This window comes from Chitinophaga chungangae (genome assembly GCF_017742215.1).
Classification (GTDB): Bacteria; Bacteroidota; Bacteroidia; order Chitinophagales; family Chitinophagaceae; genus Chitinophaga; species Chitinophaga chungangae.
On record NZ_JAGHKP010000002.1, the window covers coordinates 617,418 to 641,395 of the forward strand.

Genomic DNA, 23,978 nt, shown 5'->3' on the forward strand with positions numbered 1-23,978 from the left:
TTATTTTTGCTACCCTGATGTTCAACAGGGTGAATCGTTCAGATTAATTTTCTTTTACTAAAGTAGTATGAACGACGTATAGCAGTTGTTAAGAATTTGTTATCACCACAAAAATACAAACATGTTGGAATGCCCAACAGGATTGACTTTCAAGCGATTTTCGGAACGGCTGTTTGATTAACGGACCTGCTCTTCGAGGTACTGCATTGTTACCGCAGTTTGGTTGCCGCCGCTGGCGGAATGAACGGCTCTGAGGGCCTGGAGCATGTGGCGTTGCTGGTGTGCGATGAGAAAGCGGAAAGTGTCTCCTGCATTGAGTTTCAGGAGGCTGGAGAGAGAAGTGGGCACGCGCATGCGGGTGATGTTTACTTTTTCCGCGCGTTGCAGAAGGGCGAGCATTTTTTCCTGCTGCGAAATGAATTCAGCGAGGATGGCCGGCGCGTCTAATTGCGGCGCGGGGCGATGGCCTTTCGGGGCATTCATTTTCGATTTCAAAGCCCCGTCTGGCTTGGGTTGCATAAGATTGGTGAAATAATTTCCGAGCCAGCCGCTGCGAAATTCGGGCGTTGCATTCCATTGATTGTGCACGGCTTTGTTAATAGCTTGTTCAAGAGCGGGGAGATAAAAATTGCCGTAACCGTTCAGATGGTCGAGGCATTGCGCGGCGCTCCAGCTGCCGGGAGCGGGCTGCTGCAGTAATACGGCGTTGGATTGGGTAACGATCTGTGTGTTGAAGGCGCTGAGCAGTCCTTTGACGTCGTTCCGGAGGTTTTGCAGCAGGGCTGCCGCTTGAAAAACAGGCATGATGTAATTTTTTAAGACAACACAAAGGTAAATCCGCCCGAAGGGCTAAATCTTTGCCTGCGCCAAGATTTTTGCGGCGCGCATGCACGATGTTTGCAACACCTCAGATCCTTGCGCTGCCGAGCAGTTTACTGAACGTAGCCGGGTCGATGCCGAGATAGGACGCGAGGTATTTGTGCGGGATCATCTGCAACACGTGCGGGCTGCGGGCCAGCAGGCGCCGGAATTTATGTTCCGCGCCCAGCGTCTGTATCTCGATCATCCTTTCCATTACGCCGGCCATGGCATGTACGGTGCCGAGATGCACCCAATGTGCGATCAGCGGGTATTCCTGCATCAGCCGGCTCACGTCCGCAAAAGAGATGCGCAGGAACGAGCTGTGGGTGAGCGTTTCGAGGTAATAGCGGCTGGGTTTCTGTAAAAAGAAGGAATCGATGATGCCGGAAAAGGAACCTTTGTAGGAAAACATGAGCGTGGCTTCCTTGTCGCCCTCCGCGAGGCTGAAAGCCCTTTGCAGGCCGTCGAGCACAAAATAGGTGTACCGTTCCGTGTCTCCCGCGGCGGTGATCACCGTTTTCCGTTTAAACTCCACGGGGTGCCAGCAGGCGGCCATCGCTTCCCAGGTATCGTCGGGGAGCGGCACGAGTGCGTGTATGGCCGAACGGAGCGCCTGCATGTGCGCAAGATATAAAAAAAACTGCCTCCCGGTCAGGAGGCAGCCTTTCATTATTGTATTGGATTTGTTCGTTACGCTTAGTATTCCCAGAGATCCTGTTCTTTATTAAAGATCTTGTCTTTAATGGCCTGGCCTTCGAGGAGGCGCATTACACCGTCTTTAATATAGCTGTTGATATCCCTGTTGAAGGCGTTCTTTTCTTTCACCACGAAGCTGGTAAAGAAGCGCATTTCGAAAAGATCTTCCCAGGTCATGGTAGATGCGTCGTTATTCTGGTTGTAAACGTCGTATTTGGCCAGTACGGGGCGAAGATCGGGGTAATACAGCCAGAAGAGGGGGATGGAGGCGCGAACGGACCCGTCGTCGTTAATACGGGATACCATCGGCGCGATGCCCAGGATGCGGACCTTCAGCGCGGAGGCTTCCTGGTCGAACACCCATACTTCCTTGATCTTGTATTGTTTGATGGTCTCGGGGTTGAATTCATCCCTGGTCTCCACCAGTTTTTCTTCGCCGGTAACGGGGTCTACGCTCCTTACAGACCTCACTTCGCCGGTCAGCTTCGCCATGATCTCATCATAACTCATGATGGTGCTGAAACGGTCGTCGATGGGGCTGAAGGCTTCTACTTCCTTCGTTCTGATCGCATTGAGCAGAATATTGATCAGCAGCTGGTTTACACCGCTCTCGTCTTCCACGTTGTATTGGAAGGGGAGGTTCATTTTCTCGCGCACGTCTATCACCTGCCATATCTGTTTTTCCCAGAATTTGTCGTCTTCGCGAATGTGGTCGTATGCGATGGGCACACGGTCGCGGATCGGGCTTTTCTCGGAAACGCCATCTATGCGGAGTGATTTACGCGGGGTATCCACGGGGGTACCAACGCCATCCTGCCGTAAAGACGGCGGGGGGGCCTGCTGCTGCATGGTAGCCGGGTCTGTTCCCGCGGGCGCCGGGGGAACGTTTACCGGCCGGCCGGTAGCGGGATTGGTAACCGGTTGCTGTTGAGGCTGCGCCGGTTGTTCCTGTGCCGGCTCCGCATTGCGGCGGCGGCGGCTCTGCGCGTCTGCCGTCGTAGACGCCAGCATGATCGCTAAAAATGCACCCCAGCTGATTTGTTTCAATATTACTGCTCGCATAGCCCAGTAATTAATTTAGTTATGTTAGTTAAGCTTGAAAGAGATGTTCTGCATGGAACGTACCTTGTTATCCGGGCCTTTTACCCTGATGTTCTCAAAATACACCAGGTCGCCGGCTTTTAACGTACGGATCGCGTTGGTGATCTCCGCGGATTTAGGCCAGTATTCAGAATTTGCTTCTCCTTCCACATATTCGCGGCCCCTTGAATCGATCGCCATGCGGTAGCTTACCACTGCGTAACGCACGCCGTCGAATACGAAATCTTCCAGGTCCGCACGAAGGCCCTGCTGCGCTTTAAACTCGGCAACCTTCATGGTGGGGCCTTTGCTCACGCCCACTTTCATGGTCGGGTCGGGCACCATTTTCACGCGGAATTCCTTGGAGTCAAGTTTTTTCATTTGCCCGTCGATCTCCGCGGATACGCTGATAATGGCCTTGGTGCCGGGTTGTGAAGCGGTTACGATAAATTCGCCGGGACCTCTTTTGGTGATCTGCGCGCCGCCGCCGCTAACGGATGCAATGATCTTTTCAGCAGGCACGCCGGCAGCCGAAATAGAGATCGGGTTCTGCAGCGCCGCGTAGATCACGTTCATTTTGTCGGCGGAGATGGAAGTGGCGGATGCGCCTACTTTATAGTTCTCGGTGAAATTCCTCGTTACTTTTTCGCCGTTCGGTTTGATCAACTCAACAGTACCGGAAATGGAGTGCTCGCCGATGGCGCCTACTGGCACCTTGTAAACGCCCATGCCGTTTTTCGCTTCAATGGGCTGGCCGTTGATCACGATGGTAGGATTTACGGTAGAGCTGTAAGCTCCCATTACGACTTTCGCTTCCAGTTCCTGGCCGGAGGTAAAGTTTTTAGAGTTGAGCGATACGAACGCTTCCAGCTGGTCGAATTTGAAGTCTTTTTCAGATACTTCAGACAGCAGCTTGTCGATGATCATCGCTTCTGAGTTCTTGATATCGTTCTGGAACTTGCTCAGCAAAGTAACGGCTGCGATCGACGGTACCATATTGAAGTGGTAGGTCGTCCAGTTTTTTTTCACGGGGCCTTTCTGATCAGGCTCGTCCACTTTCAGCGGAAGGTTCTGAGAAAAGGCTGCGCGGTCTTTTGCATCGATAAGCGCCAGCATCTGGTCCCTTACTTGTTGTAAACGTTTCTGCAGGGCGGGGCCGTTCTTCTGGTTTTCCATGATGCGCGTTGCGGCATCGAGGTTATCCTTTCCTTTGATCTCACCTTTTTCGTTGAGGCCATCGCTCGCGTTAATGATAGAATCTTTGAGTGCGTTAATATAGGTATAGGCGTCGGCAGAAAGTTTTCTAACCTGGTCTGCCTTTGCTTTATAGGGACCGACTTTCGCTGCATCGTTCTTCATCTGGTCTTCGAACATGCGGTAGGTTACCTTGTTCTTCGCGTCGATGGAAGTATTGGATGTAGTGATGGAATTATTTACGATATCAAATGCGTTCAAAATCTCGGCGGATACGTTCAAAGCCAGCATGGCTGTGAGCACCAGGTACATGAAGTTGATCATCTTCTGCCTGGGGTCTTTGGGTAATGCCATAGTTGATTACAAGTTTTAAATGAATGTATCTTGTTTACTATTGCGTTACCGTTATCTGCCTTGCATTGCCGTGAGCATGTTGCCGTAAACGGTGTTCAGGTTACCGAGGTTGCGCGCCAGCAGGGTGATCTGCTCTTGTGTTTTCTTGGCGTCGTCAACGGAACCGCTCATGGCCTGTGAAGCGCTCAGCAGGTTGCTGTAGAAGCTGTTCATGGCTTTGAGATGGTTGTTGGTATCCTGCAGTTCCAGTTCGTAGATGGCATTGAGTGAGGCCAGGTTTTTGGTCATGGACTGCACTTGCTCGTGGAAGTTGCGGGTAGATTCGGATGCGTTATTGAAAGTGGAAACGGCTGCCGCTGCGTTGGTGTAAGCTTGTGTTACGCTGCCGATAGCGGAGGCTGCTTCGCGTGTTTTCTGTGTGTAATCGCCGGTAGCAGCAACCACGTCGCTGATATCGCGCATTTTGTCTACGGTAGAGCCGAGCTTGCTGAAGTTTTCGCTCAGGCGGCTCAGGTTTGCGGGCGTAATGTCTGCTTCCTGGAGCATTTTGTCCATGCCGGCGAGTGCGGGGCTGCCTGCGGCTACCGCGGCTGCGGGTGCGGGAGCATGACTGGTGTCAGGCACAAAAGCGTACACGAAGAAGATAAGCGCCTCCACGCTCAGACCGAGGATCAGCGCTACGTCTGCGCCAGGCCAGTGCTGGAGTTTGAACAACGCGCCGATGATCACTACCGATGCACCAACGCATACAAAGAAGTTTAGCCATTTCGCTGTGTTAGGATTCATAGCCATAGGTTAAAATTGTTTATGGGTGATTAAAAGGAAAAAAGCTCGTTTCAGGTTTGTCATGTCTTTCGATTTTACGGTTTATCAAGGATGGATTCAGCTATTGATCCTGTTTTATTTACGGTTGAAATCGTTTTTAGACCTGCTCAGGAAAGCGATCGTACAGCGGAAGCCGATGTAAGATTTGGCGCTGTCCTGGTATTCGTAAGAACGTGTGCCATTCTGAAGGAAATGCCCGATATCTTTCCAGCTGCCGCCTCTTACGGTTTTACGTTTCATCTTCGGCGCCGCGTTATCCGGAACGTCCATTCTCAGATAAGGGTTCATGTCTGAAGTGAAAGAGTAGGCATTCTGATAAAAAATGTCCTGCGTCCATTCGGCCACGTTGCCCGCCATGTTGTACAGGCCGTAGTCGTTAGGCCAGTAAGCATCGGCGCGCACGGTGTAGAAACCGCCGTCTTCCGGGTAGTTGCCACGGCCGGGTTTGAAGTTCGCCAGCAGGCATCCTTTTTTGTTGCGGATATAATAACCGCCCCAGGGATAAGGCGCCTGTTCGCGGCCGCCGCGGGCTGCATATTCCCACTGCGCTTCCGAAGGGAGCTGGAATTTATCTTCCGTGAATTGTTTTTTGGAGGTACGGTAGTCTTCCCAGAACTTACTGCGCCATTCGCAGAAAGTACTGGCCTGGTGCCAGGTTACGCCCACCACCGGGTAGTTGTCGAAGGCGGGGTGCCAGAAGTACATACGCGTCATCGGCTCGTTGTAGGCGTAAGAGAAATCCCTGATCCAGCAAAGGGTATCGGGATAGATGGCAACGTCTTTTTTCTCGATGAAAGTATTACGCGGCTTGTCTTTGTTCTCACGCAGCTTCGCCTTTTCCCAGTTGAAAGTCTCCTGGTGATACAGCAGCTTGCGAACGTCGATGTCTTTGCGGCCATACAGGCGGTCGTCCGGCGCATAGATCATGGCATCGACCTTTTCGTAGGTCGATTTGTCTTTCCAGTTGATCTTCTGCTTCCAGTCCACATAGTCCTGGCCATTATCGTTCTTCACATGCCCGAGGAGGATGTGCGCAATGGAATCCGTCACCCAGTTTACGAACTGTCGGTATTCATTGTTGGTGATCTCCGTAGCGTCCATGTAAAACCCGGAAATGGAGATGGCTTTGTTCCTGGCCGTATAGGCATAGTTCACATCTTCATCGCTGGGGCCCATGTGAAAAGTTCCGGATGGCACGTATACCATTCCGTAAGGTACGGGGGGAGTGTACTTCGGCCGGGGACTTACACCTATCAGCTGACCTTGTGCGTTTTTGGGGGTTTTACCACCACCGCAGCTGGCCAGGAGAACCGGCAGCAGTATGACCAACAGCCCACTACAATAATTAAGCTTCATAAGGGTGACTTTCATTAGAATACGATGATTTTTCCTGAGCCGGCCAGATGTTTGAACACGATTTTCTCATTTTTTAAGTCCCTTTTTCACCTGGTTGTTTATCAGAAAGATAGCAAATGTAATAATTATTTTTAATCCGTAGTTAGTTTTCACCCAACTTTTTCAATTCCACAAATCAGGGCTACGTAACCTATTTAAACGTGCCTTTTAACATTTTATTATGTAACATGCCGTCTCTCACACAAATTCACCATGGCCTTTCCGCCCCTTTGGAGACCTTTGCAAACGCTTGCCAGTCAGGTTCATATACGCATCTAATATAAATATAATATTTATTTTGATATTATTGCGGTTATTTTTTGCCCGTAAGCGCTAATTTATCAAAGGGATTGCAAATTACAACAAATTTCATATTAAATTAGTTATTTCTGATATATATTCCACCGGTTTAACACATTGATAATCCCGGCAAAGGTATACCAGCGTTTTCCCTTCCTTCGCCCGCTGCTGCAGCAAAGGCATGTCCTTCTCGTCGGAACCCGCTCCCAGCAACACTTTATAAGGAACATACAACCCGTTCAGCTCCCGCATCCGCTCCAGGTAAGCCGGCCCGGCCACCGCCAGCTCCGGCGTGCCCTGCACCAGCCGCAGCACCATCGCCGCCCAAACGCCGAACGACGTAGGGTACCGTGTTACCGTCTGCACCAGCCCCGCCGTCATCGCCAGCGCCCTTTCCGCCCATTCGTTTTTGTCGAACACAATGGAAAGATGCCAGAGATTATGCGCCATCACCGCGTTGCCGCTCGGCACCGCGCCGTCGTAGATCTCTTTCTTACGTACGATCACATCGCCCTGCCCGGATGCGGTGTAATAAAAATAACGCAGGTTCTCGTCGCTGAATTGTTCTATCACAAAATCCGCTACTTCCGCCGCCATGCGCACCCGCTCCAGGTTTCCCGAAGTTTCCTGCAGCGCGATCAGCGCGTGCACCAGGTTGGCGTAATCGTCCAGGAACGCGGGATAACGCGCGCTGCCTTCTTTATACGTATGCCAGAACGCCGGGGCTGCCCCGGGCTTGCGCATATTTTTAAGGATGCAGTCCATCGCCGCTTCCGCCATTTCCAGGTAAACATTTTCGTTCAAAGCCGCGGCGGCCTTGCAGCAGGCGTGGATCATTAACGCATTCCAGCCCAGTAATATTTTATCGTCCAGCCCCGGGCGCACGCGTTTTTCCCGTGCCGCCATCAGTTTCGGCCGGCTTCTTTCCAGTAAGGCTTCCAGTTCGCCGGGCGCGATGCCCTGTTCTTTTGCAACCGCTTCCAGCGGCCGCGGCGCCCAGAGAATGTTCACGTCTTCCCAGTTGCCGTGCCGGCTGATATTGTAATACGCCTTGAACGCCGGCGAATCTTCGACCAGCAAACTGTCGATCTCTTCTTCTCCCCAAACGTAAAACTTCCCTTCCACTCCTTCGGAATCCGCGTCCAGCGCGGAATAGAAAGCGCCTTCGGGGGAAGTCAGCTCACGTTTCACAAATTCCAGCGTATGCCGCACCACTTTCGCATACCGTTCGTTGCCCGTGAGCTGGTACGCCTCGCAGAGCGTGTCTACCAGCAAAGCATTGTCGTACAGCATCTTTTCGAAATGCGGCGCCAGCCATTTTTCGTCGGTGGAATACCGCGCAAAACCGCCGCCCAGTTGGTCGTAAATGCCGCCGTCGATCATCTTACCGAGAGAAAGCAGGGCCTGTTGCAGCGCCGCTTCGTTTTTGCTGACGCGGTAATGCCGCAGCAGGTATTGGATGGAGAAACTTTGAGGGAACTTGGGCGCACGGCCGAAACCGCCCCATTCCTTGTCTGCCTGCCCTAACAGCGCCAGCACCATTGCGTCCGCCTGTTCCTGCGTAAAAAGTTGTTCGCGGCCCGGGCCAAGGTCTACCGCGTTCACGCCGAAAGCATTGCTCTGGTGGAGGTGCTGTGTAAGATTGGCGGCCTGTTCTTCCAGGTCTTTCCGTTTCGTTTTGAACGCGTCGCTCACGGCCAGCAGCACTTCCGTCCACGAAGGGCGGTTGTAGGCCTGTTTTGGCGGGAAATAGGTGCCGCCGTAAAAAGGCTGGCGGTCTGGCAGCAGGAACATGTTCAGCGGCCATCCGCCGTTACCGGCTATGGCCTGCAGCGCGTCCATGTAAATATGATCGATGTCCGGGCGTTCTTCCCGGTCTATCTTGATGTTCACGAAATGTTCGTTCATGATCGCCGCGGTGGCTTCGTTCTCGAAGCTTTCGCGTTCCATCACGTGGCACCAGTGGCAGGCGGCGTAGCCTATGCTCACCAGGATGGGCTTGTTTTCCGCTTCGGCCTTCCGGAAGGCTTCTTCGCCCCAGGGGTACCAGTCTACCGGGTTATGGGCGTGCTGAAGCAGGTACGGGCTGGTTTCCTTTGCAAGACGGTTTGCCATGAATATGATCGGTTAATGGTGTCTTAATCAATACGAAAGTAGTTTAAAACAAAAAAGGAACACCTTCCGATGTTCCTTTTTCTATAAAATTTTTGTTGCGATTATTTTTTGTTCAATCCCTGGAGGAATTGTTCAAGTGCGGCTACCATGGAAGGCGCCTGCGGGGCGGGCGCTTTTACGTCGAGGCGCAGGCCGGCTTCTTCCACTGCTGCGGAAGTGGTGGGGCCGAACGCACCGATGTGGGTGCCGTTCTGTTTGAATTTCGGCATGTTCTCGAACAGCGATTTTACGCCGGAAGGGCTGAAAAATACGATCATGTCGTACTCCTTGCCGGACAGCACGTCTTTTACGTCGTTCGAAACGGTCTTGTACAGCGAAGCCATGGCATATTCGCACTTGTTAGCTTTTAACCATTCTTCGATGTCTTTTTTCTGACTGTCTGAGCTGGGGAACAGGAACTTCTCGTTCTCCCTGTGTTTGTTCATCACTTCCAGCAGGCTTTTGGTAGAGCCGTCGGCTCCGTAAAACACCTTGCGTTTGCGGTAAAGGATGAACTTTTGCAGGTAAAGCGCAACGGCTTCTGTGATACAGAAGTACTTACAATCCTGGGAGACTTTTACTTTCAACTCTTCGCATACGCGGAAGAAGTGGTCTACCGAATTCCGACTGGTGAAAATAACCGCGGTGTAAGTGACAATATCCACTTTTTGTTTGCGGAAATCTTTACCCGGCACACCCTCCACGCGAATGAAAGGAAAAAAATCCAAGCGAACATTGAATTTCTTTGCTAAGTCGAAATAAGGTGATTTCTCTGTCTCTGGCTTAGGTTGGGAAATTAGGATCGTTAGTTGTTTTTCCTGCAAATCTTTTTTTGGCCCGCCTTTTATCATACGTAATTTGCTCTTGTTTTAACAATAGCAGTAATCTTACGGATTACCAGTTAACCAAAGTAAAAGTACCTTCGTAATTATTAAAACCGGCACTACTTCGAATGCGCAAAGGTAAAGAAAAAAATGCAATTTGCTGAAAGAGAGATATTGGCGGACCAGCGAATAGGACCTTACGTACCTGTACACAACTAGTAATACAATAAAAAATATTGAAATATACAGGCAGCTTTGCGCTATTTCAGGGCTGCAGAAAGCCAGTACCACCAGGAACGGCGCCAGCAGCACTCCCAGCACCTTATTGATCAGGTACAGGATAAAAACATACGCATCGATCAGCTCTTCGTTCCCGAAAAGCCAGCCGCAAAACCTCAGCACGGTATATTTTACGATGTAAATAATGCCGACCAGCAGCATCAGGCCGGGTATCAGCATCCAGGCGATGGCGCCCGTGGGGTAATCGAGCCGGTACATGAGCAGGTACAGGTACAGCCCCAGGCTGACCACAAAAAACGAGTTCAGTAAAAAGTTGGGGAACGGCGACTGTGAAAGCTGGTCTTTCAGCTGTCGTTGGCTCAGCGTGGGGTTGAAGAAAGCCCTGAAGAGGTCCGAAAAATATTTCAGGTACGCGCTCCGGATAATGCCCAACAACAGTATCACGCCCGCCACGAGGTATACCAACCAGTCCTGCGAAGGGTCTTTCCTTACGGGATTGATGTCGTACTGCACATATTTCCCTTCCCGGTTGAGGTACATATGTTTTTTCTCCAGCGCCTGCATGATGGTATCGTAAGCATGCACTTTGGGCGCAGCGGCGGCGGCCAGGGAATCGCGCAGCGCCACGGAATCCACGTGCTGCGCCTTCGGCGCGGTAACCGCGGAATCTGTCTTAACTTTGCGTACAGCCGCAGCAGCGGGTTTGGGAGCCGCCGTTTTTTTCGCCGCGCTATCCGACTGCGCCCGGAGGGACAGTGAAACGGTGGCCAGCAGCAAAAACAACATGCAGGTTCGCAACGGTCTGTAAAATTTATGATGATGCAATTAACTATTCTTGTTCCAAAAATATCAACAAAACTCACATGTATTTTCGAGGTTTGCAAATAATCCCGCTAATTCTTTCTTAAAACAGCTCATGGCCGGTATCTATATTCATATTCCTTTCTGCAAAAAGGCTTGTCATTACTGCAATTTTCATTTCTCCACCTCGCTTCAGTACCGGGACGAGATGATGGAATGCATTCATGCGGAAGCAAACCTCCAGCAGGCCTACCTCGCCGGCCAGGCCGTGCAGACCGTCTATTTCGGCGGCGGCACCCCCAGCCTGCTTTCCGGCGGGGCCATCCGGTCGCTGCTGGACACGCTCGGCAAACATTATACCATCGAGCCCGGCGCCGAGATCACCCTGGAAGCCAACCCCGACGATCTTTCCCCCGAAAACCTGCAGGCCCTCCGCGACGCGGGCGTTAACCGGCTGAGCATCGGCGTGCAGTCCTTTTTTGAAGAAGACCTGAAATGGATGAACCGCGCGCACAACGCCGCGCAATCCATACAATGCCTGGAAACAGCCATGGAAAAGGGTTTCGACAATATCAGCATCGACCTCATTTACGGCGGCCCTACCCTCACCGACGCACATTGGGAAGAAAACATCGCGCGGGCGGTCGGCCTCGGCATCCCGCATCTTTCCTGTTACGCGCTTACCGTGGAGCCGGGCACCGCGCTCGATCATTTTATCCAGCATCACAAGATCCCGCCCATCGATCCGGACCGTGCGGCGCATCATTTCGGGATGCTGATGCAGGCGCTGGAAAAAGCGGGGTACGAACATTACGAGATCTCCAATTTCGCGAAGCCAGGCATGTATTCACGGCACAACAGCAGTTACTGGCAAGGCAAACCGTACCTGGGCCTGGGGCCCAGCGCGCATTCGTTCAACGGGCAAAGCCGCCAGTGGAACGTGGCCAATAATTCGCTGTACATGCAAAGCATCCGCAAGGGCGCGGTGCCTTTCGAAAAGGAAGTGCTGAGCGCGCAGATGGCGCTGAACGAATATATCATGATCTCGCTGCGCACGCAGGCCGGTTGCGACCTGGACAGGGTGAGCGGTCAGTTCGGGGAAGACAAAAGCCTGCAGCTGCTTTCAGCCGGCGCCGAATTCATCGAAAAAGGCTGGATGTTGCGTGAAAATTCCTCGCTCAGGCTCACCCGCGAAGGCAAATTTTTCGCAGACGGCATCGCCGCGGCTATGTTTTTCTGATTTTTTATACGAGCCCCTTTTCCATTTCCAGGAACGCTTCTTCCGTATGCAGCTGTTCCCAGAGAATGCCGTACACCTTCTGCGCGATAGGCATGTAAGCGCCTATCTCCTGGTTGATCTCGAAAATGCAGCGGCTGGCGTAATATCCTTCCGCGATCATGTTCAACTCAAGCTGGGCGGCCTTTACGCTGTACCCTTTGCCGATCATGTTGCCGAAGGTGCGGTTGCGGCTGTGAAGCGAATAACAGGTCACCAGCAGGTCGCCGAGATAGGCGCTGGCGTTGTAATTATGCACCACGGCTTCTTTGCCGTGCCCTGCCTGGAACTGTTCGTATTTCTCCAGAAATTCCTGCATTTCGCGGAAGCAGTTGGTGATGAACACGCTGATGAAATTGTCGCCGTACTCGAGCCCGTGGGCGATGCCGGCACCCATGGCGTAGATGTTTTTCAGCACGGAGGCGAACTGTACGCCGTAGAGGTCTTTATTGACGATGGTTTGCAGGTAGGTATTGTTGAAACGCGCGGCCAGCTCTTCGGTGCTTTCCGCGTCGAGGCCGGAAAAGGTAAGATAGGAGAGCTTTTCGTTCGCTACTTCTTCCGCGTGGCAGGGGCCGGTAATGGTGAAATAATCTTCGACGGGCAGGCTGAACCGGTCTGCCAGGTATTCGTTGATCAGCTGGTTGGTGCCGGGCACCAGTCCTTTGATGGCGGAAACCACCTTTTTGCCACGGAATGCGTCTTCAGGGAGGGTTTCCAGCACCTGCCGCAAAAAGGCGGAAGGAACGGCCAGGATCAGCGTGTCGCTGGCTTTTACCACTTCTGCCAAATCGTTGTTCGCCTGGAGCAGCCTTGTGTCGAAATATACTGAAGCGAGGTAATGTTTGTTGTGGTGGCGCAGCTGCAGGTGGCGGATGGTTTCTTCACTGCGTATCCACCAATGAATGTTCTGGTTATTATCTGTCAGGATCTTGGCGATGGCCGTGGCCCAGCTGCCGCTCCCGATTATTCCTGTATGATGACCCATGCTCAACTTTTCGCTCTTTTTTTTTGCAATGTAAACAAAATCAAGGGGACATAAAAAAAGGGGCGCACATCCCGGTACGCCCCTCCTGGTATTTTTAAAGGCCGGTGGCCATTTATTTCGTTTCTTCGAATAGCTGGTTCTTCGGCACCACTTTTACTTTTTTACCATTCTCCAGCTGGCGTGAAACGGCGGTATAGGGGCCGCTGATCACTTCCTGGCCTTCTTTCAGGCCGGTGATGACCTGGATGTTGTTATCGTCCTGGATACCAACGGTTACTTCGGCCATTTTTACGGTATTGTCTTTCTGCAGCAGGAACACCACTTCCTTGAATTCACGTTTGCCTTCTTCGGCTACGGCGCCATTATCGGGCTGCGCGGGGCCTCCTTTTTTCGGCTGGTCTTTCTTCGCCGTATCCGCCGGGTTGCGGGTGGTTACGGCGTTGATGGGAATGGCCAGCACCTGTTTTTCGGTATGCGTCTGTATGTCTACGTTGGCGCTCATGCCCGGCCTGAAGGGAAACCTGCGCGGGAATTTCGGGTCGATGAGGTCTGCGTACGAGCTGGGTAAAATGCGGATATGCACCACGTAATTGGTCACCTGCTCTGCGGACGAAGTGGCCGCGGTGGCTGTGGCGGCGCCTTTGCTGGAGCTGGCGATCTGCGTTACCAGGCCTTTGAATTTGCGGTTGGTATACGCGTCTACCTCGATGAGGGCGGAATCGCCGAACTTCACTTTCGGGATGTCGTTCTCGCCTACGTCTACCTGTACTTCCATCGTAGCCATGTCTGCAATGCGGAGCATTTCCGTACCGGTCATCTGCGCGGTACCAACCACGCGTTCGCCTTTTTTGACGGACAGCAGGGAAACGGTGCCGCCCATGGGCGCGAGGATGGTGGTTCTTCCCAGGTTTTTATTGGCTTCGGTAAGATTGGCCTGCGCGCTGGAAACGGCGAATTTCGAGCTGTTGATGCGCTGAAGGGCCGCGTTGTAGTCGGATTGCGCGGCTTTATAGGTCGCTTCGGCGGTTTCGAACTCGGAGCGGGAGATCACTTTTTGTTTGAGCAACTCGGCATTCCGGTCAAACGCCGCTTTAGACTGATCGAGGCGGGCCTTGAACGCGCTGAGCGCCGCGTCGCTGTTGGCGAGCTCGGCCTGCGACTGACTAACGGCGGCGGCTGCACGGTCTCTCGCGGAGCCGTAAATATCGGCGTATATGCGGGCCAGCACCTGCCCTTTCACCACGGAATCGCCTTCTTCCACCATCAGGTCGGTAATTTCCCCGGAAATATCGGAGCTTACCTTCACTTCTATTTCGGGGAAGATCTTGCCGCTGGCAGAAACCACTTCTATAATGTCCTTTTTGGCAACTTTATCGATGGCCACTTTGATGCCCTCGTCCTTGCCGGAACCTTTTACAAGTGCGAAAAGGACTATCAGCACGATCAATCCGCCGATAGTCCAGAAAAGCAGTCTCTTTTTTTTCTTGGTCATATACGCTTTGTATTTCTGTGCCCCGGAATACTATAGCGATATTCGCTGGTCGCGGTAGAATTCCAGTAATTTGATTTTAAAAATATAATCATACAGCGCGGATACTCTGTCTATCTGCGCCCTGAAAAGGTTTGTCTGCGTTGTTACGTATTCCACGGTGTTCATCAGGCCTACGTTAAAACGTTTGGTAGCGAAATCGTATGCCTTCTGGGAAGCCCTTTCGGTAGTGAGGGCCGCCTGGTATTTCTGCAGGGCGCCCACCGCGTCGGCATGCGCGGTGTAAATGTCCTGGCGCAGCTTCTGGCGGTTGATGTCCAGCGTGAGCAGTTTGTCCTGCTGGTCGATCTTCGCTCTCTCCACGTTGCCGCGCAGCTGCCATGCGTTGAGGATGGGTATGCTGAGGGTGACGCCTACGTTCTGGCCGAAGTTGTTGCTGAACTGTTCGCCGAAGGGTGTCAGTTCGGTCATTCTGAAAGCGCCGGGCTTCACGGCCGGGTACATCGAGCCGTTCACGTTCACCACGCCCACGGTATCGATATAAGGAATGGGCGCGCCGTATTGCCGGTAGTTCGTATTCGCGTAGTTGGTGCCCGCGCCGCCGCCGATGCTGAGGCTGGGATACAGCGCCCCTCTTGCGGATGCGAGGTTGCGGTTGGCCGCTTTCACCATGGCTTCGTCTGCCTTGTAGCCGGGCTGGTTCGCCAGCGCCGCGCTGAACACCATTTCAGGGTCGGTTTCGGCCAGGTTCAGCAGGGAAACGGATTGAATATTTTCGGGTAGCTCCGTCTGAAATGGCACCGCAAAATCCAGGTTCAGCAAGGCTTTCATGGTCAATACCCGGATAATGGAGTTGTTCTGCGCGGTCACCAGTGCAGAGCTGTCTCTCGCCAGCTGCGCTTCCAGGTCGGCCTGGTTGCTTTCCGGAACGGAACCGGCGGCCACGAGTTTTTTGGTATTGTCCAGCTGGGCCATGCTCAGGTCTACCTGGGCTTTGCTGATCTTCACCTGTTCTTCGGCGAGCAATATCTGGAGGAATGCGTTGGCAACGTTCACGCCCATATCGTTCCGCGCTTTTTCAAGCTGGTAATTGGCCGCGTATACCTGGTATTTGGAAGCCGCGATGGCATTCTGTTTGGTGAACCAGCCGAACAGGTCGGCGTCGAAGTTCATATTCAGCCCCGCGTTGAAGAGGTTTTGCGAAACGAAGGTATTGGTGGTGGGGTCGATGGAGCGGCCGAAGCGGTAACCGGCGTTTGCGCCCGCGTTGATCGTAGGCAGCTGCGACAGGCGGTTCTGCTTCAGGGTCAGCTCCTGCAAACGTTTTTGCAATACGCTTTGCTGAAGGGTGAGATTATGGGAAAGCGCATAGTCCAGGCAACGCTGGTAACTCCAGTTGTCCTGGGCGGCTACCGGGTTGGCAAACAAAAGAAAAGCCAGTATCGATGCGATTGCAAGGGACTTCATTTTCATAGCCTGACAAAAATATATTAATTGAGTTGACACCTTTCGGCCGTACTTGATAGATGGCAAATTGCTGGTAGGTATGGCTCCGGGCCACACGAATTTAAGGTAAAACATCATATGATGAGTTTTTAGCTTCGGAAAAATGCTGAAGCGGTTTATTTTATCCTTCCGTCCATAATTTCAACCACCCGGTTGCCGTACCCGGCGTTGACGTCTGAATGGGTTACCTGGACGATCGTGATACCGTCCTTTTTATTCAGTTCGGCAAACAGCTCCATGATCGATTTAGCCTGGTCGGAATGCAGGTTCCCGGTGGGCTCGTCGGCGAAGATCACGGAAGGTTCCGCCACAATGGCCCGGGCAATGCCCACCAGCTGCTGCTGGCCGCCCGAAAGCTGGTTAGGGAACAAATCTTTTTTTGCCACCATGTTAAAACGGTCAAGGATATCCGCAACGCGGCTTTTGCGCTCGGAAGACGGCATATTTTTATACAGCAGCGGTGTTTCGATATTTTCATACACCGTCAGCTCATCTATCAGGTGATAGGCCTGGAACACGAAGCCGATGGCGCCACGGTGCAGCTGGGTGCGTTTTTTGTCGTTCATTTTGTGCACCAGCTCGCCCTGGAAAAGATATTCCCCTTCAGACGGCTCTTCCAGCAGCCCGAGAATGTGCAACAGGGTAGACTTCCCCGAACCGGACGGGCCCATGATCGACACAAACTCCCCTTCATGGATCACCATATCCACATTCTTTAAAATTTCATGTTTGCCAAACCCGACCGGGTAATGTTTGGAAATGTTGCGCAGTTGAATCATGATATTAATGTAAAATTTTTTGTTGATTATTCAGAACGAAGCGATTTCACCGGGTTCATCAGCGCCGCGCGTATGCTCTGGAAACTCACCGTGGCGGCGGCTATCAGCACCGCCAGCAACCCCGCCAGTGCAAATATCCACCAGCTGATGTCTATCCTGTAAGCATATCCTTTCAGCCATTCCGCCATCACGTACCAGGCCACCGGCGTAGCGATCAGGATCGCTATCAGCACCAGTTTCAGGAAATCCACGGCTATCAGCCCCGCAATACCGGCCGCGCTCGCACCCAGCACTTTCCTGATGCCGATCTCCTTCGTTCGCCGCCCGATCGCGAGCATTGCGATGGCGAAAAGGCCCATGCAGGAAATGATGATCGTGAGCACCGCGCCGCTGACGAAGATCTTCATCAGCGTTGCTTCGAATTTGTATTGTCTTTCCGTGTTCTCGTTTACGAAGGATGCCAGGAAAAGCTGTCCCGGCGAGACTTTTTTATAGGCCGCCTCTATCTTCTCCATGGAAGCGGGCAGGTTGCCGGGTTTTGTTTTCACGAAAATGTACGCGGGCAGGTCTTCCGGCCGGTTGAGGTACATGGTGAGCGGCGCTATTTCTTCGTGCAGGGATTTGAAATTGTAATCTTTCACGACCCCGTTGATATGATATTCCGGGCCTTCCCCATCCATCCTGAAACGGTAGCCCACAGGGTCTTTCACGCCCAGCGACGCGAGTTGCTTCGCCATCTTTTCGTTGATCACAAGGCCCAGCGAATCGAGCCCCATGGAACGGTCGAAGTCTTTACCGGCAACCAGTTGAAGGTCCATCGTTTTTACATAATCGAAGTCTACGGACTGCCAGTGGGAATTCACGTCTTTGTCGAACAGCTGGAAATTGATGATGGAGGTGGATTGCGCGCCGTCTTTGCCACGACCGAAATTATTGCCGGACGCGGTGACGGAAAGAATATCAGGTTGTCCGGCCAATTCAGTGCGGAGGCGTGCCAGCAGCTGGTGACCGTTCACATCCTTGCTTACGGGAATGCTCACCACTTCGTGCGTATTGAAGCCCAGCGGCCTGTTGTGCAGGTAGCTCATTTGCTGCCAGGCAACGATGGTGCCGCAGATCAGCAGGCAGGAAAAAACAAATTGGGTAACGATCAGCGAATTGCGGAAGTAGTTGGTCTTCCCCGCCGAAACCCTCCCTTTCAGTACCAGCAATATATGCGTGCGGGACAGCGCCCAGGCAGGATAGCCCCCCGCCAGCAGGCTGATCAGCAGCAGCGCGGCAAAAATCCCGGCCAGGAATTTCGGTTTGAGCAATATGCCGAAGGCATACTTTGCCTCGGAAAAGAACAACGCACTGTAATAGGGCAGCACAAAATAAGTAATGGCCAAACCCAACGCCAGCGAGATCAGGAACAACACGAGCGCTTCGCCGCAAAGCTGCAGCACCAACTGCCCGGTGGCCGCGCCCAGCGTTTTGCGCATGCCCACTTCTTTGGCGCGCGTGAAAGCGCGGGCCAGCGTAAGGTTCAGGAAGTTGATGCTGGCGATGAACAGCAGGAAACCCGCGATGAACAGCAACATGTACAGGATGGGCTTTTTGGCGTTCTGCAGGTTGCTGTGCTGGCTGAAATGTATTTCGCCGAGCGGGATGAGCCCGAGATGCAGCACGCCGCCGAATTTGTCTTTCCTTGCGCCGGCTACTTTCATCCGCTGAACGTCTTCTTCATAATGTTTTCCCATGAACGCCATGCCCCGCCTCTCAATGTCTTCGGGATGCACACCGGGATTGAGCTGCACGAATGTTTCCAGGCTGAAATTTCCCCATTCCTCACGGTCTGCCAGGTAACCGGGATGGGTTTCCAGCCGCACCAGCGCGTCGAACCGTATGCTGGAATTGTCCGGCGCATCTTTCATCACGCCGCCGACGATGTAACTTTTCCATTCGCTTCTCGACCTGAGCAGCACGGTTTTTCCTACCGGGTCCGCATCCTTGAAAAAGATGCCGGCCATTTTTTCGCTGATCAGCGCCGTATTCATGTTCAGCGTGCCGCTACCAGCGGCTACGGGAAAGGTAAAGAGGCTCAGAAAAGAGCTGTCCACATACCGTAACCCGATGCTTTGCGAGGTTTCCCCTACTTTCATGACGGCACTGCCGTTGGCCAGCCGCACCAGCTCTTTGATGCCCGGCAGTTCGGCCTTCATGGCGGGCCCCATCGGGTAGCTCATATTGGAATGCGACTCCGTCCTGTCCGCATGGAACTCTTCCCGGTAAACCTGGTAAAGGGCGTCTTTTTTCTCATGGAAATCGTTGAACGAAAATTCCCGGTACACCGTAATGCACAACAGCAAAGCGGCGGCAATTGCCACGGCCAGGCCGGCGATATTTACGGCAGACACCTGTTTTGCTTTCCAGATGTTTCTCCAAGCTATTTTTAAATAATTCCTGAACATACTGCAATGTTTTTATTCTGATTTCAGGGATTGAACAGGGTTCACCATGGCGGCTTTCAGCGCCTGCGCGGCCACTGTCGCCAATGCCAGCAGCAAAGCCGTTGCGGCGGCGGACGGAAATACCCACCACGGAATATGGATATGATAGGCAAAGCCCGTCAGCCATTTGTCCATCGCGTACCAGGCCACGCCGGAAGCGATGAAAGCCGCGATGCACACCAGTTTGGTCACGTCTTTGCTGAACAATACCACGATGCTGCCAACGCTTGCGCCCAGCACCTTGCGGATGCCGATCTCTTTGGTGCGCTGGCGGGTGGCGTAAATGGCGAGGCCGAGCAAACCGAGACAGCTGATGAAGATCGCGATACCGGTGGCCCAGCCCAGCAATTGCCTGAGTTTTACTTCCGAATCGTAAAAACGCGCCAACGCTTCGTCTACGAAGGTGGGCTTAAAGTCATCGTCGGGGAAAGATGCATCCCAGGCGGCTTTTATTTTGTCCAGGGCCCGCGGGACGTCCGCGTCTTTGCGCAGGGCCACGTGCAGCATGGTTTTCCGCAGCTCGTCCGTGCTGAGCGCCAGCGGCGGTATCCTCGACTGCATCCCTTTCGTGTGGAAATCGGCTACGACGCCCACTACCGGGTGTTTTTTGCCGTTGATGGCGATCAGCTGGCCTACCGCGTCTTCCGGCGTTTTGAAGCCGGCGGCTTTTGCAAAACTTTCGTTCACGAGCACTTCATGGATCGTGTCTGCCGGTAAAAGGTTACGGCCGGCCGCTATTTTGATCCCGTACAGCGGAACATATTTTTCATCGATGTATTTCATTTCCACCATCGCGTCCTTTATCTCGCCGTTGCTGCCGAAAGACATGGTGGTGGAACTGGTGCCCGAGAAAGAAGGAGGAGAATAAGCCTGGCTGATCATTTCTATTTCAGGAACCGCTTCCAGCTGATCTTTCATTTTGTCTGTCGTTGCCCTGAAACCGGGCGCCTTCACAAAAAGGCGCGCATCTTTCGCGAAGCCGAGATCTTTGCGGTTGACATATTTGGTTTGTTCGCTTACGATGATGGTGGCCATGATTAGCGCCAGCGCGATGCTGAACTGCGAAACCGTGAGCACCTGGCGCAAACGGGCCTTGCTGTTGATGCCGTACACCTGGTTCTTCAGCACTTTCACCGGCTGGAACCGCGCCAGCACAAACGCCGGGTAAATACCCGCCAGCAAACCCACCACCAGCACCAGCGCGGGAATGAACAGGAATACCTGCCATTCGGCGAACATGGCAATGGTAACGCCTTCCGGGATAAAATTGCGGAAGGCGGCCAGGATGGCCGGTACCAGCAATATGGACACGATGGCCGCAAAGGTGGCCATCACAAAACTTTCACCGAGAAACTGCGCTACCACGCTGCTTTTGGAACTGCCCAGTGATTTGCGTATGCCTATTTCTTTCGCTCTTTCACCGGCCTGCGCCGTTTGAAGGTTTACAAAATTGATACCGCCCAACAACAGGAGGAACACCACCAGCGCGCCGAGTTTGTACAACACGGGCAGATTCGCCTGGCGCTGCCCGAAAAAATCGATCCCCGGATCGAGATGTATTTCACGAAGCGGCTGCAGGGAATATTTGTTTTCGGAATCCTTGTCGGTATGGGGTTTTATCAGCGCCGCCAGCTCCGCATCGATCTTTTCCGGCGCTACACCGGGCCGCAGGCGCAGGATCACGTTGATGGAGGAATTAAAATTATTCCAGGAATCCCACCCGCGCATTCTTTGCATTCCCAGGTCCGACCGCACCGTTTGCATAGACACAAATTCCTGGAAGTCAAAATCCGTACGCCCCTTCAGCGATTGCACGATCCCAGCTACAGATACGCTTATCGAATCGTCGTATTTCACTTCCCGGCCGATCACCTCCGCCAGTGGCGTTCCCGGAAAATACTGTTCTGCCCTTTCCTCCGTAAGCACCGCCTGCAAAGGGTTTTTCAACACCACGGGCGAACCGTACAACCATTTGTATTCCACGACGTTAAAATATTCGGGCTCGGCGAACGTCGTTTTTTCCAACACGCCGAATTTTCTTTCCCCGATCTTTACGTTGGGTGAATATTGATACAGGAACGCCGTTTCCTCAATACCCGCAGACTGGCTGCGAAGCGCCTCTATCAAAGGAATGGGCACGCCAGAAGTATTGATGATCATCTGGTGAAAGTCCAGCCGCGACACGATGCGGTACATCCGGTCGCCGTTTTGGTGAAACCGGTCGAAGGAAAGATCGTAATGCACGATCATCCAGATCACCAGCGCGGCGCTGATGCCCACGCTGAGACCGAGGATGTTCACGAAAGACATGAACCTGTTTTTCCAGAGATTTCGCAGTGCGGTCCTGATGTAGTTCCTGATCATATTATTCAGTTCTTAGGGATTTTACAGGGTTCATCCGCGCGGTTTTCACGGACTGGTAACTTACCGTGAGCATCGCCAGCGTAACGGCCAGCAGCGCGGTCACGATAAACACCCACCAGGCAATCTCCACATGATATGCGAACCTGTTCAGCCAGTCGTGCATGAAATACGCCGCCAGCGGCATGGCGATGGCCACGGCGATCAGCACCAGCCGCAGGAATTCCTTGCTCAGCAATACCAGTATCTGCCCGATGGTGGCGCCCAGCACTTTGCGGATGCCGATCTCCTTGGTGCGCTGCTGCGCCGTGAAAGTGGCGAGACCAAACAACCCGAGACAGGCGATAAGAATGGCGAGCACGGTGAACCCGGCAGACAAACGGCCGATCACCTGTTCGCTGGCGTACATCTTTGCGAAATATTCGTCGAGGTATTTTATGTTGAAAGGATATTCGGGGTTGAATTTTTTATACACCGATTCGAGGCTGGCCAGCGCGGCGTCGAGATTGCCGGGCTGCACGCGCACCAGTACGTAGCGGTTGGTGCCGCTTGTGTACCGCATCAGCAGCGGCGCGATCTTTTTGGAAAGATGACTGGTGGAGAAATCCTTCACCACACCGATGATGGGCTTCTGCTGATCGTCTACGGTCAGCAGCTGGCCCACGTAAGGCTGTTTCAGCTTCATCAGTTTCGCCGCCGTTTCGTTGATCACCAGGCCCTGCTGATCGGTGGGGTAAGCGGGAGAAAACATCCTGCCCTCCACCATTTCGAGCTGCATCGTTTTATCGAAATCGAAACCGGTCCATAAATAATCGATCAGCACGGATTCGTTCGCGCCTTTACCCGGCCACGAAACGCCCTGGAAGTTGCTGCCCACGCGGATCGGCAGCTGGTCTGAAGTGGAAGACGCCACAATGCCCGGCATGCCTGCCAATGCGTTGCGGAACGCGTCTTCGTTTTGCAATATCTTGTCTTCGTTCAGCATGTACACCACCTGGTCTTTATTCAGGCCGAGGTTGCGGTTTTTGATGAACTGTATCTGCTGGTAGATCAGGAAAGCCGCCACGATCAACACAGTGGAGATCACGAACTGGAACACGACCAGCCCTTTCCTGAGCCAGATGGCGCTGGAGCGCAGCCGCAGCATGCCGCCTTTAAGCGTGGCCACGGGGTCGAGGGAAGAAAGGTAAAAGGCGGGGTAACTGCCGGCTACAAAACCCGTGAAAAGCGCGAGGAGGAAGAGCCCCAGCAGGTTGTACCAGGTGAAGATCTTTACCGTGAGCGTTACGTTCACCATCTTTTCAAAAGAAGGCAGCAGCACCCAAACCAGCAGCACCGCCAATGCCGAAGCGATGAACACCAGCGCGAAAGATTCCCCGAGGAACTGCGAAACCAATGTGGACCGGCCGGCGCCGATGCTTTTGCGCACACCCACTTCCTTGCTGCGCTGAATGCCCCGCGCGGTGGACAAATTCATAAAATTAATGCAGGCGATCAGCAGCACAAAAACCGCCACCACGATAAACAGCCGCACGTATTCGATGCGCCCGCCAGTTAGTTTTCCTTCGCTGAACTGGCCTTTGAGGTAGGTATCTTCGAAAGGATAAAGGAACACTTCCGTTTTAGAATCTTTGTGGTTCCGCTGGATGATGCCTTTCGCACGCGCATTCACTTTATTGAAATCCACTTTGGGATCGAGGCGTACGTAGGTGCGGGGCGCATTGCTGCCCCACTGTTTCAGCCATTCGTTTTCCTGTACCAGTCTTTCGAACGGCAGCAGCCAGTTGAATGTGAAGGACGAATTGGCGGGAAGGTCTTTGATCACCCCGCAAACCATGTAATCCTCCTTGTTGTCCACCCTCACGATCTGACCTATGGCTTTGGCGTCGCCGAAAAGACTGTGCGCCATTTTTTCGGTCAGCAAAATATCGTTGGGGCCTTTCAGCGCCGTGGCGGGATCGCCTTCGACGAAGGGCAGGGAAAAAACGGAAAGAATGTCGTTGTTGCCGTACTGTCCTTCGAATTTGAGATGTTTGTCGCCGACGGAAAAAAGTTTTTCATCGTTCCAGGAAAGATGGCCGGCTTTCAGGATGCCGGGCACTTCCGCCTTCAGCTGGTCCGCAATGGGGCCTGGCGTGGCGGTAACGGTAAGAATGTCGCCATGGGAATAATACTGGTGCTCGTACACCTGGTAGATGTCGCCGAGGTTTTTGTGATTGCGGTTAAAGTTCCATTCGTTCGCCACCCACAACAGGATGAACATACAGCACGTAAGCCCGATGGTAAGGCCGGTGATATTGATGATACCGAATACTTTGTTGTTCCAAAGATTTCTCCAGGCGATCTTGATGTAATTTCTCAGCATG

Annotated in this window: 17 protein-coding genes; 1 reads left to right on the forward strand and 16 read right to left on the reverse strand. The window is 53.0% G+C overall.

Annotated features, from left to right (window positions below; translation table 11 throughout):
* Positions 1-177: 177 nt before the first annotated feature.
* The 9 genes from J7I43_RS10615 to J7I43_RS10655 form a co-directional block, all read right to left on the reverse strand.
* Positions 178-804 carry a DinB family protein gene (locus tag J7I43_RS10615; protein WP_209145650.1) on the reverse strand — a complete coding sequence of 209 codons (627 nt, stop codon included), beginning with the start codon at positions 802-804 and terminating at the stop codon, positions 178-180.
* A 103-nt stretch (positions 805-907) separates the two neighbouring features.
* Positions 908-1,531, reverse strand: coding sequence for a Crp/Fnr family transcriptional regulator (locus tag J7I43_RS10620; protein WP_209145651.1), 624 nt, complete (start codon positions 1,529-1,531; stop codon positions 908-910).
* 26 nt (positions 1,532-1,557) lie between these two features.
* Positions 1,558-2,619 carry a type IX secretion system ring subunit PorN/GldN gene (gene porN, locus J7I43_RS10625; RefSeq protein ID WP_209145652.1) on the reverse strand — a complete coding sequence of 354 codons (1,062 nt, stop codon included), beginning with the start codon at positions 2,617-2,619 and terminating at the stop codon, positions 1,558-1,560.
* A gap of 24 nt (positions 2,620-2,643) precedes the next feature.
* Positions 2,644-4,185, reverse strand: coding sequence for a type IX secretion system motor protein PorM/GldM (gene porM / locus J7I43_RS10630; RefSeq protein ID WP_209145653.1), 1,542 nt, complete (start codon positions 4,183-4,185; stop codon positions 2,644-2,646).
* Between the two features lie 51 nt (positions 4,186-4,236).
* Positions 4,237-4,971, reverse strand: coding sequence for a type IX secretion system motor protein PorL/GldL (gene porL, locus J7I43_RS10635; protein WP_209145654.1), 735 nt, complete (start codon positions 4,969-4,971; stop codon positions 4,237-4,239).
* 114 nt (positions 4,972-5,085) lie between these two features.
* Positions 5,086-6,381: a T9SS ring complex lipoprotein PorK/GldK gene (porK, locus tag J7I43_RS10640; RefSeq protein WP_317197069.1), complete on the reverse strand. Its 1,296-nt coding sequence runs from the start codon at positions 6,379-6,381 to the stop codon at positions 5,086-5,088.
* A 393-nt stretch (positions 6,382-6,774) separates the two neighbouring features.
* Complete coding sequence (locus tag J7I43_RS10645; protein WP_209145656.1) at positions 6,775-8,820, reverse strand: thioredoxin domain-containing protein; 2,046 nt, start codon at positions 8,818-8,820, stop codon at positions 6,775-6,777.
* A gap of 101 nt (positions 8,821-8,921) precedes the next feature.
* Positions 8,922-9,587 carry a uroporphyrinogen-III synthase gene (locus J7I43_RS10650; RefSeq protein ID WP_209145657.1) on the reverse strand — a complete coding sequence of 222 codons (666 nt, stop codon included), beginning with the start codon at positions 9,585-9,587 and terminating at the stop codon, positions 8,922-8,924.
* 159 nt (positions 9,588-9,746) lie between these two features.
* Complete coding sequence (locus J7I43_RS10655; RefSeq protein ID WP_209145658.1) at positions 9,747-10,721, reverse strand: DUF4271 domain-containing protein; 975 nt, start codon at positions 10,719-10,721, stop codon at positions 9,747-9,749.
* A 118-nt stretch (positions 10,722-10,839) separates the two neighbouring features.
* On the opposite strand from J7I43_RS10655, the gene hemW reads away from it, so the two are divergent.
* Entirely contained in the window at positions 10,840-11,964 is a 1,125-nt protein-coding gene (hemW, locus tag J7I43_RS10660; protein WP_209145659.1) for a radical SAM family heme chaperone HemW, read from the forward strand.
* A 4-nt stretch (positions 11,965-11,968) separates the two neighbouring features.
* Here the strand turns inward: hemW and J7I43_RS10665 are convergent, their stop codons facing one another.
* The 7 genes from J7I43_RS10665 to J7I43_RS10695 all read right to left on the reverse strand — a co-directional run bounded on the left by J7I43_RS10665 (position 11,969) and on the right by J7I43_RS10695 (position 23,977).
* On the reverse strand, positions 11,969-12,988 hold the full coding sequence (locus J7I43_RS10665; protein WP_209145660.1) for an NAD(P)H-dependent glycerol-3-phosphate dehydrogenase: 1,020 nt from the start codon (positions 12,986-12,988) through the stop codon (positions 11,969-11,971).
* A 112-nt stretch (positions 12,989-13,100) separates the two neighbouring features.
* Positions 13,101-14,480 carry an efflux RND transporter periplasmic adaptor subunit gene (locus tag J7I43_RS10670; RefSeq protein ID WP_209145661.1) on the reverse strand — a complete coding sequence of 460 codons (1,380 nt, stop codon included), beginning with the start codon at positions 14,478-14,480 and terminating at the stop codon, positions 13,101-13,103.
* Between the two features lie 30 nt (positions 14,481-14,510).
* Complete coding sequence (locus tag J7I43_RS10675) at positions 14,511-15,950, reverse strand: TolC family protein (RefSeq protein ID WP_209145662.1); 1,440 nt, start codon at positions 15,948-15,950, stop codon at positions 14,511-14,513.
* 149 nt (positions 15,951-16,099) lie between these two features.
* Entirely contained in the window at positions 16,100-16,762 is a 663-nt protein-coding gene (locus J7I43_RS10680; protein ID WP_209145663.1) for an ABC transporter ATP-binding protein, read from the reverse strand.
* A 26-nt stretch (positions 16,763-16,788) separates the two neighbouring features.
* Positions 16,789-19,212, reverse strand: coding sequence for an ABC transporter permease (locus J7I43_RS10685; protein ID WP_209145664.1), 2,424 nt, complete (start codon positions 19,210-19,212; stop codon positions 16,789-16,791).
* Between the two features lie 12 nt (positions 19,213-19,224).
* Entirely contained in the window at positions 19,225-21,615 is a 2,391-nt protein-coding gene (locus tag J7I43_RS10690; RefSeq protein ID WP_209145665.1) for an ABC transporter permease, read from the reverse strand.
* A gap of 1 nt (position 21,616) precedes the next feature.
* Positions 21,617-23,977, reverse strand: coding sequence for an ABC transporter permease (locus J7I43_RS10695; protein ID WP_209145666.1), 2,361 nt, complete (start codon positions 23,975-23,977; stop codon positions 21,617-21,619).
* Position 23,978: the final 1 nt, after the last annotated feature.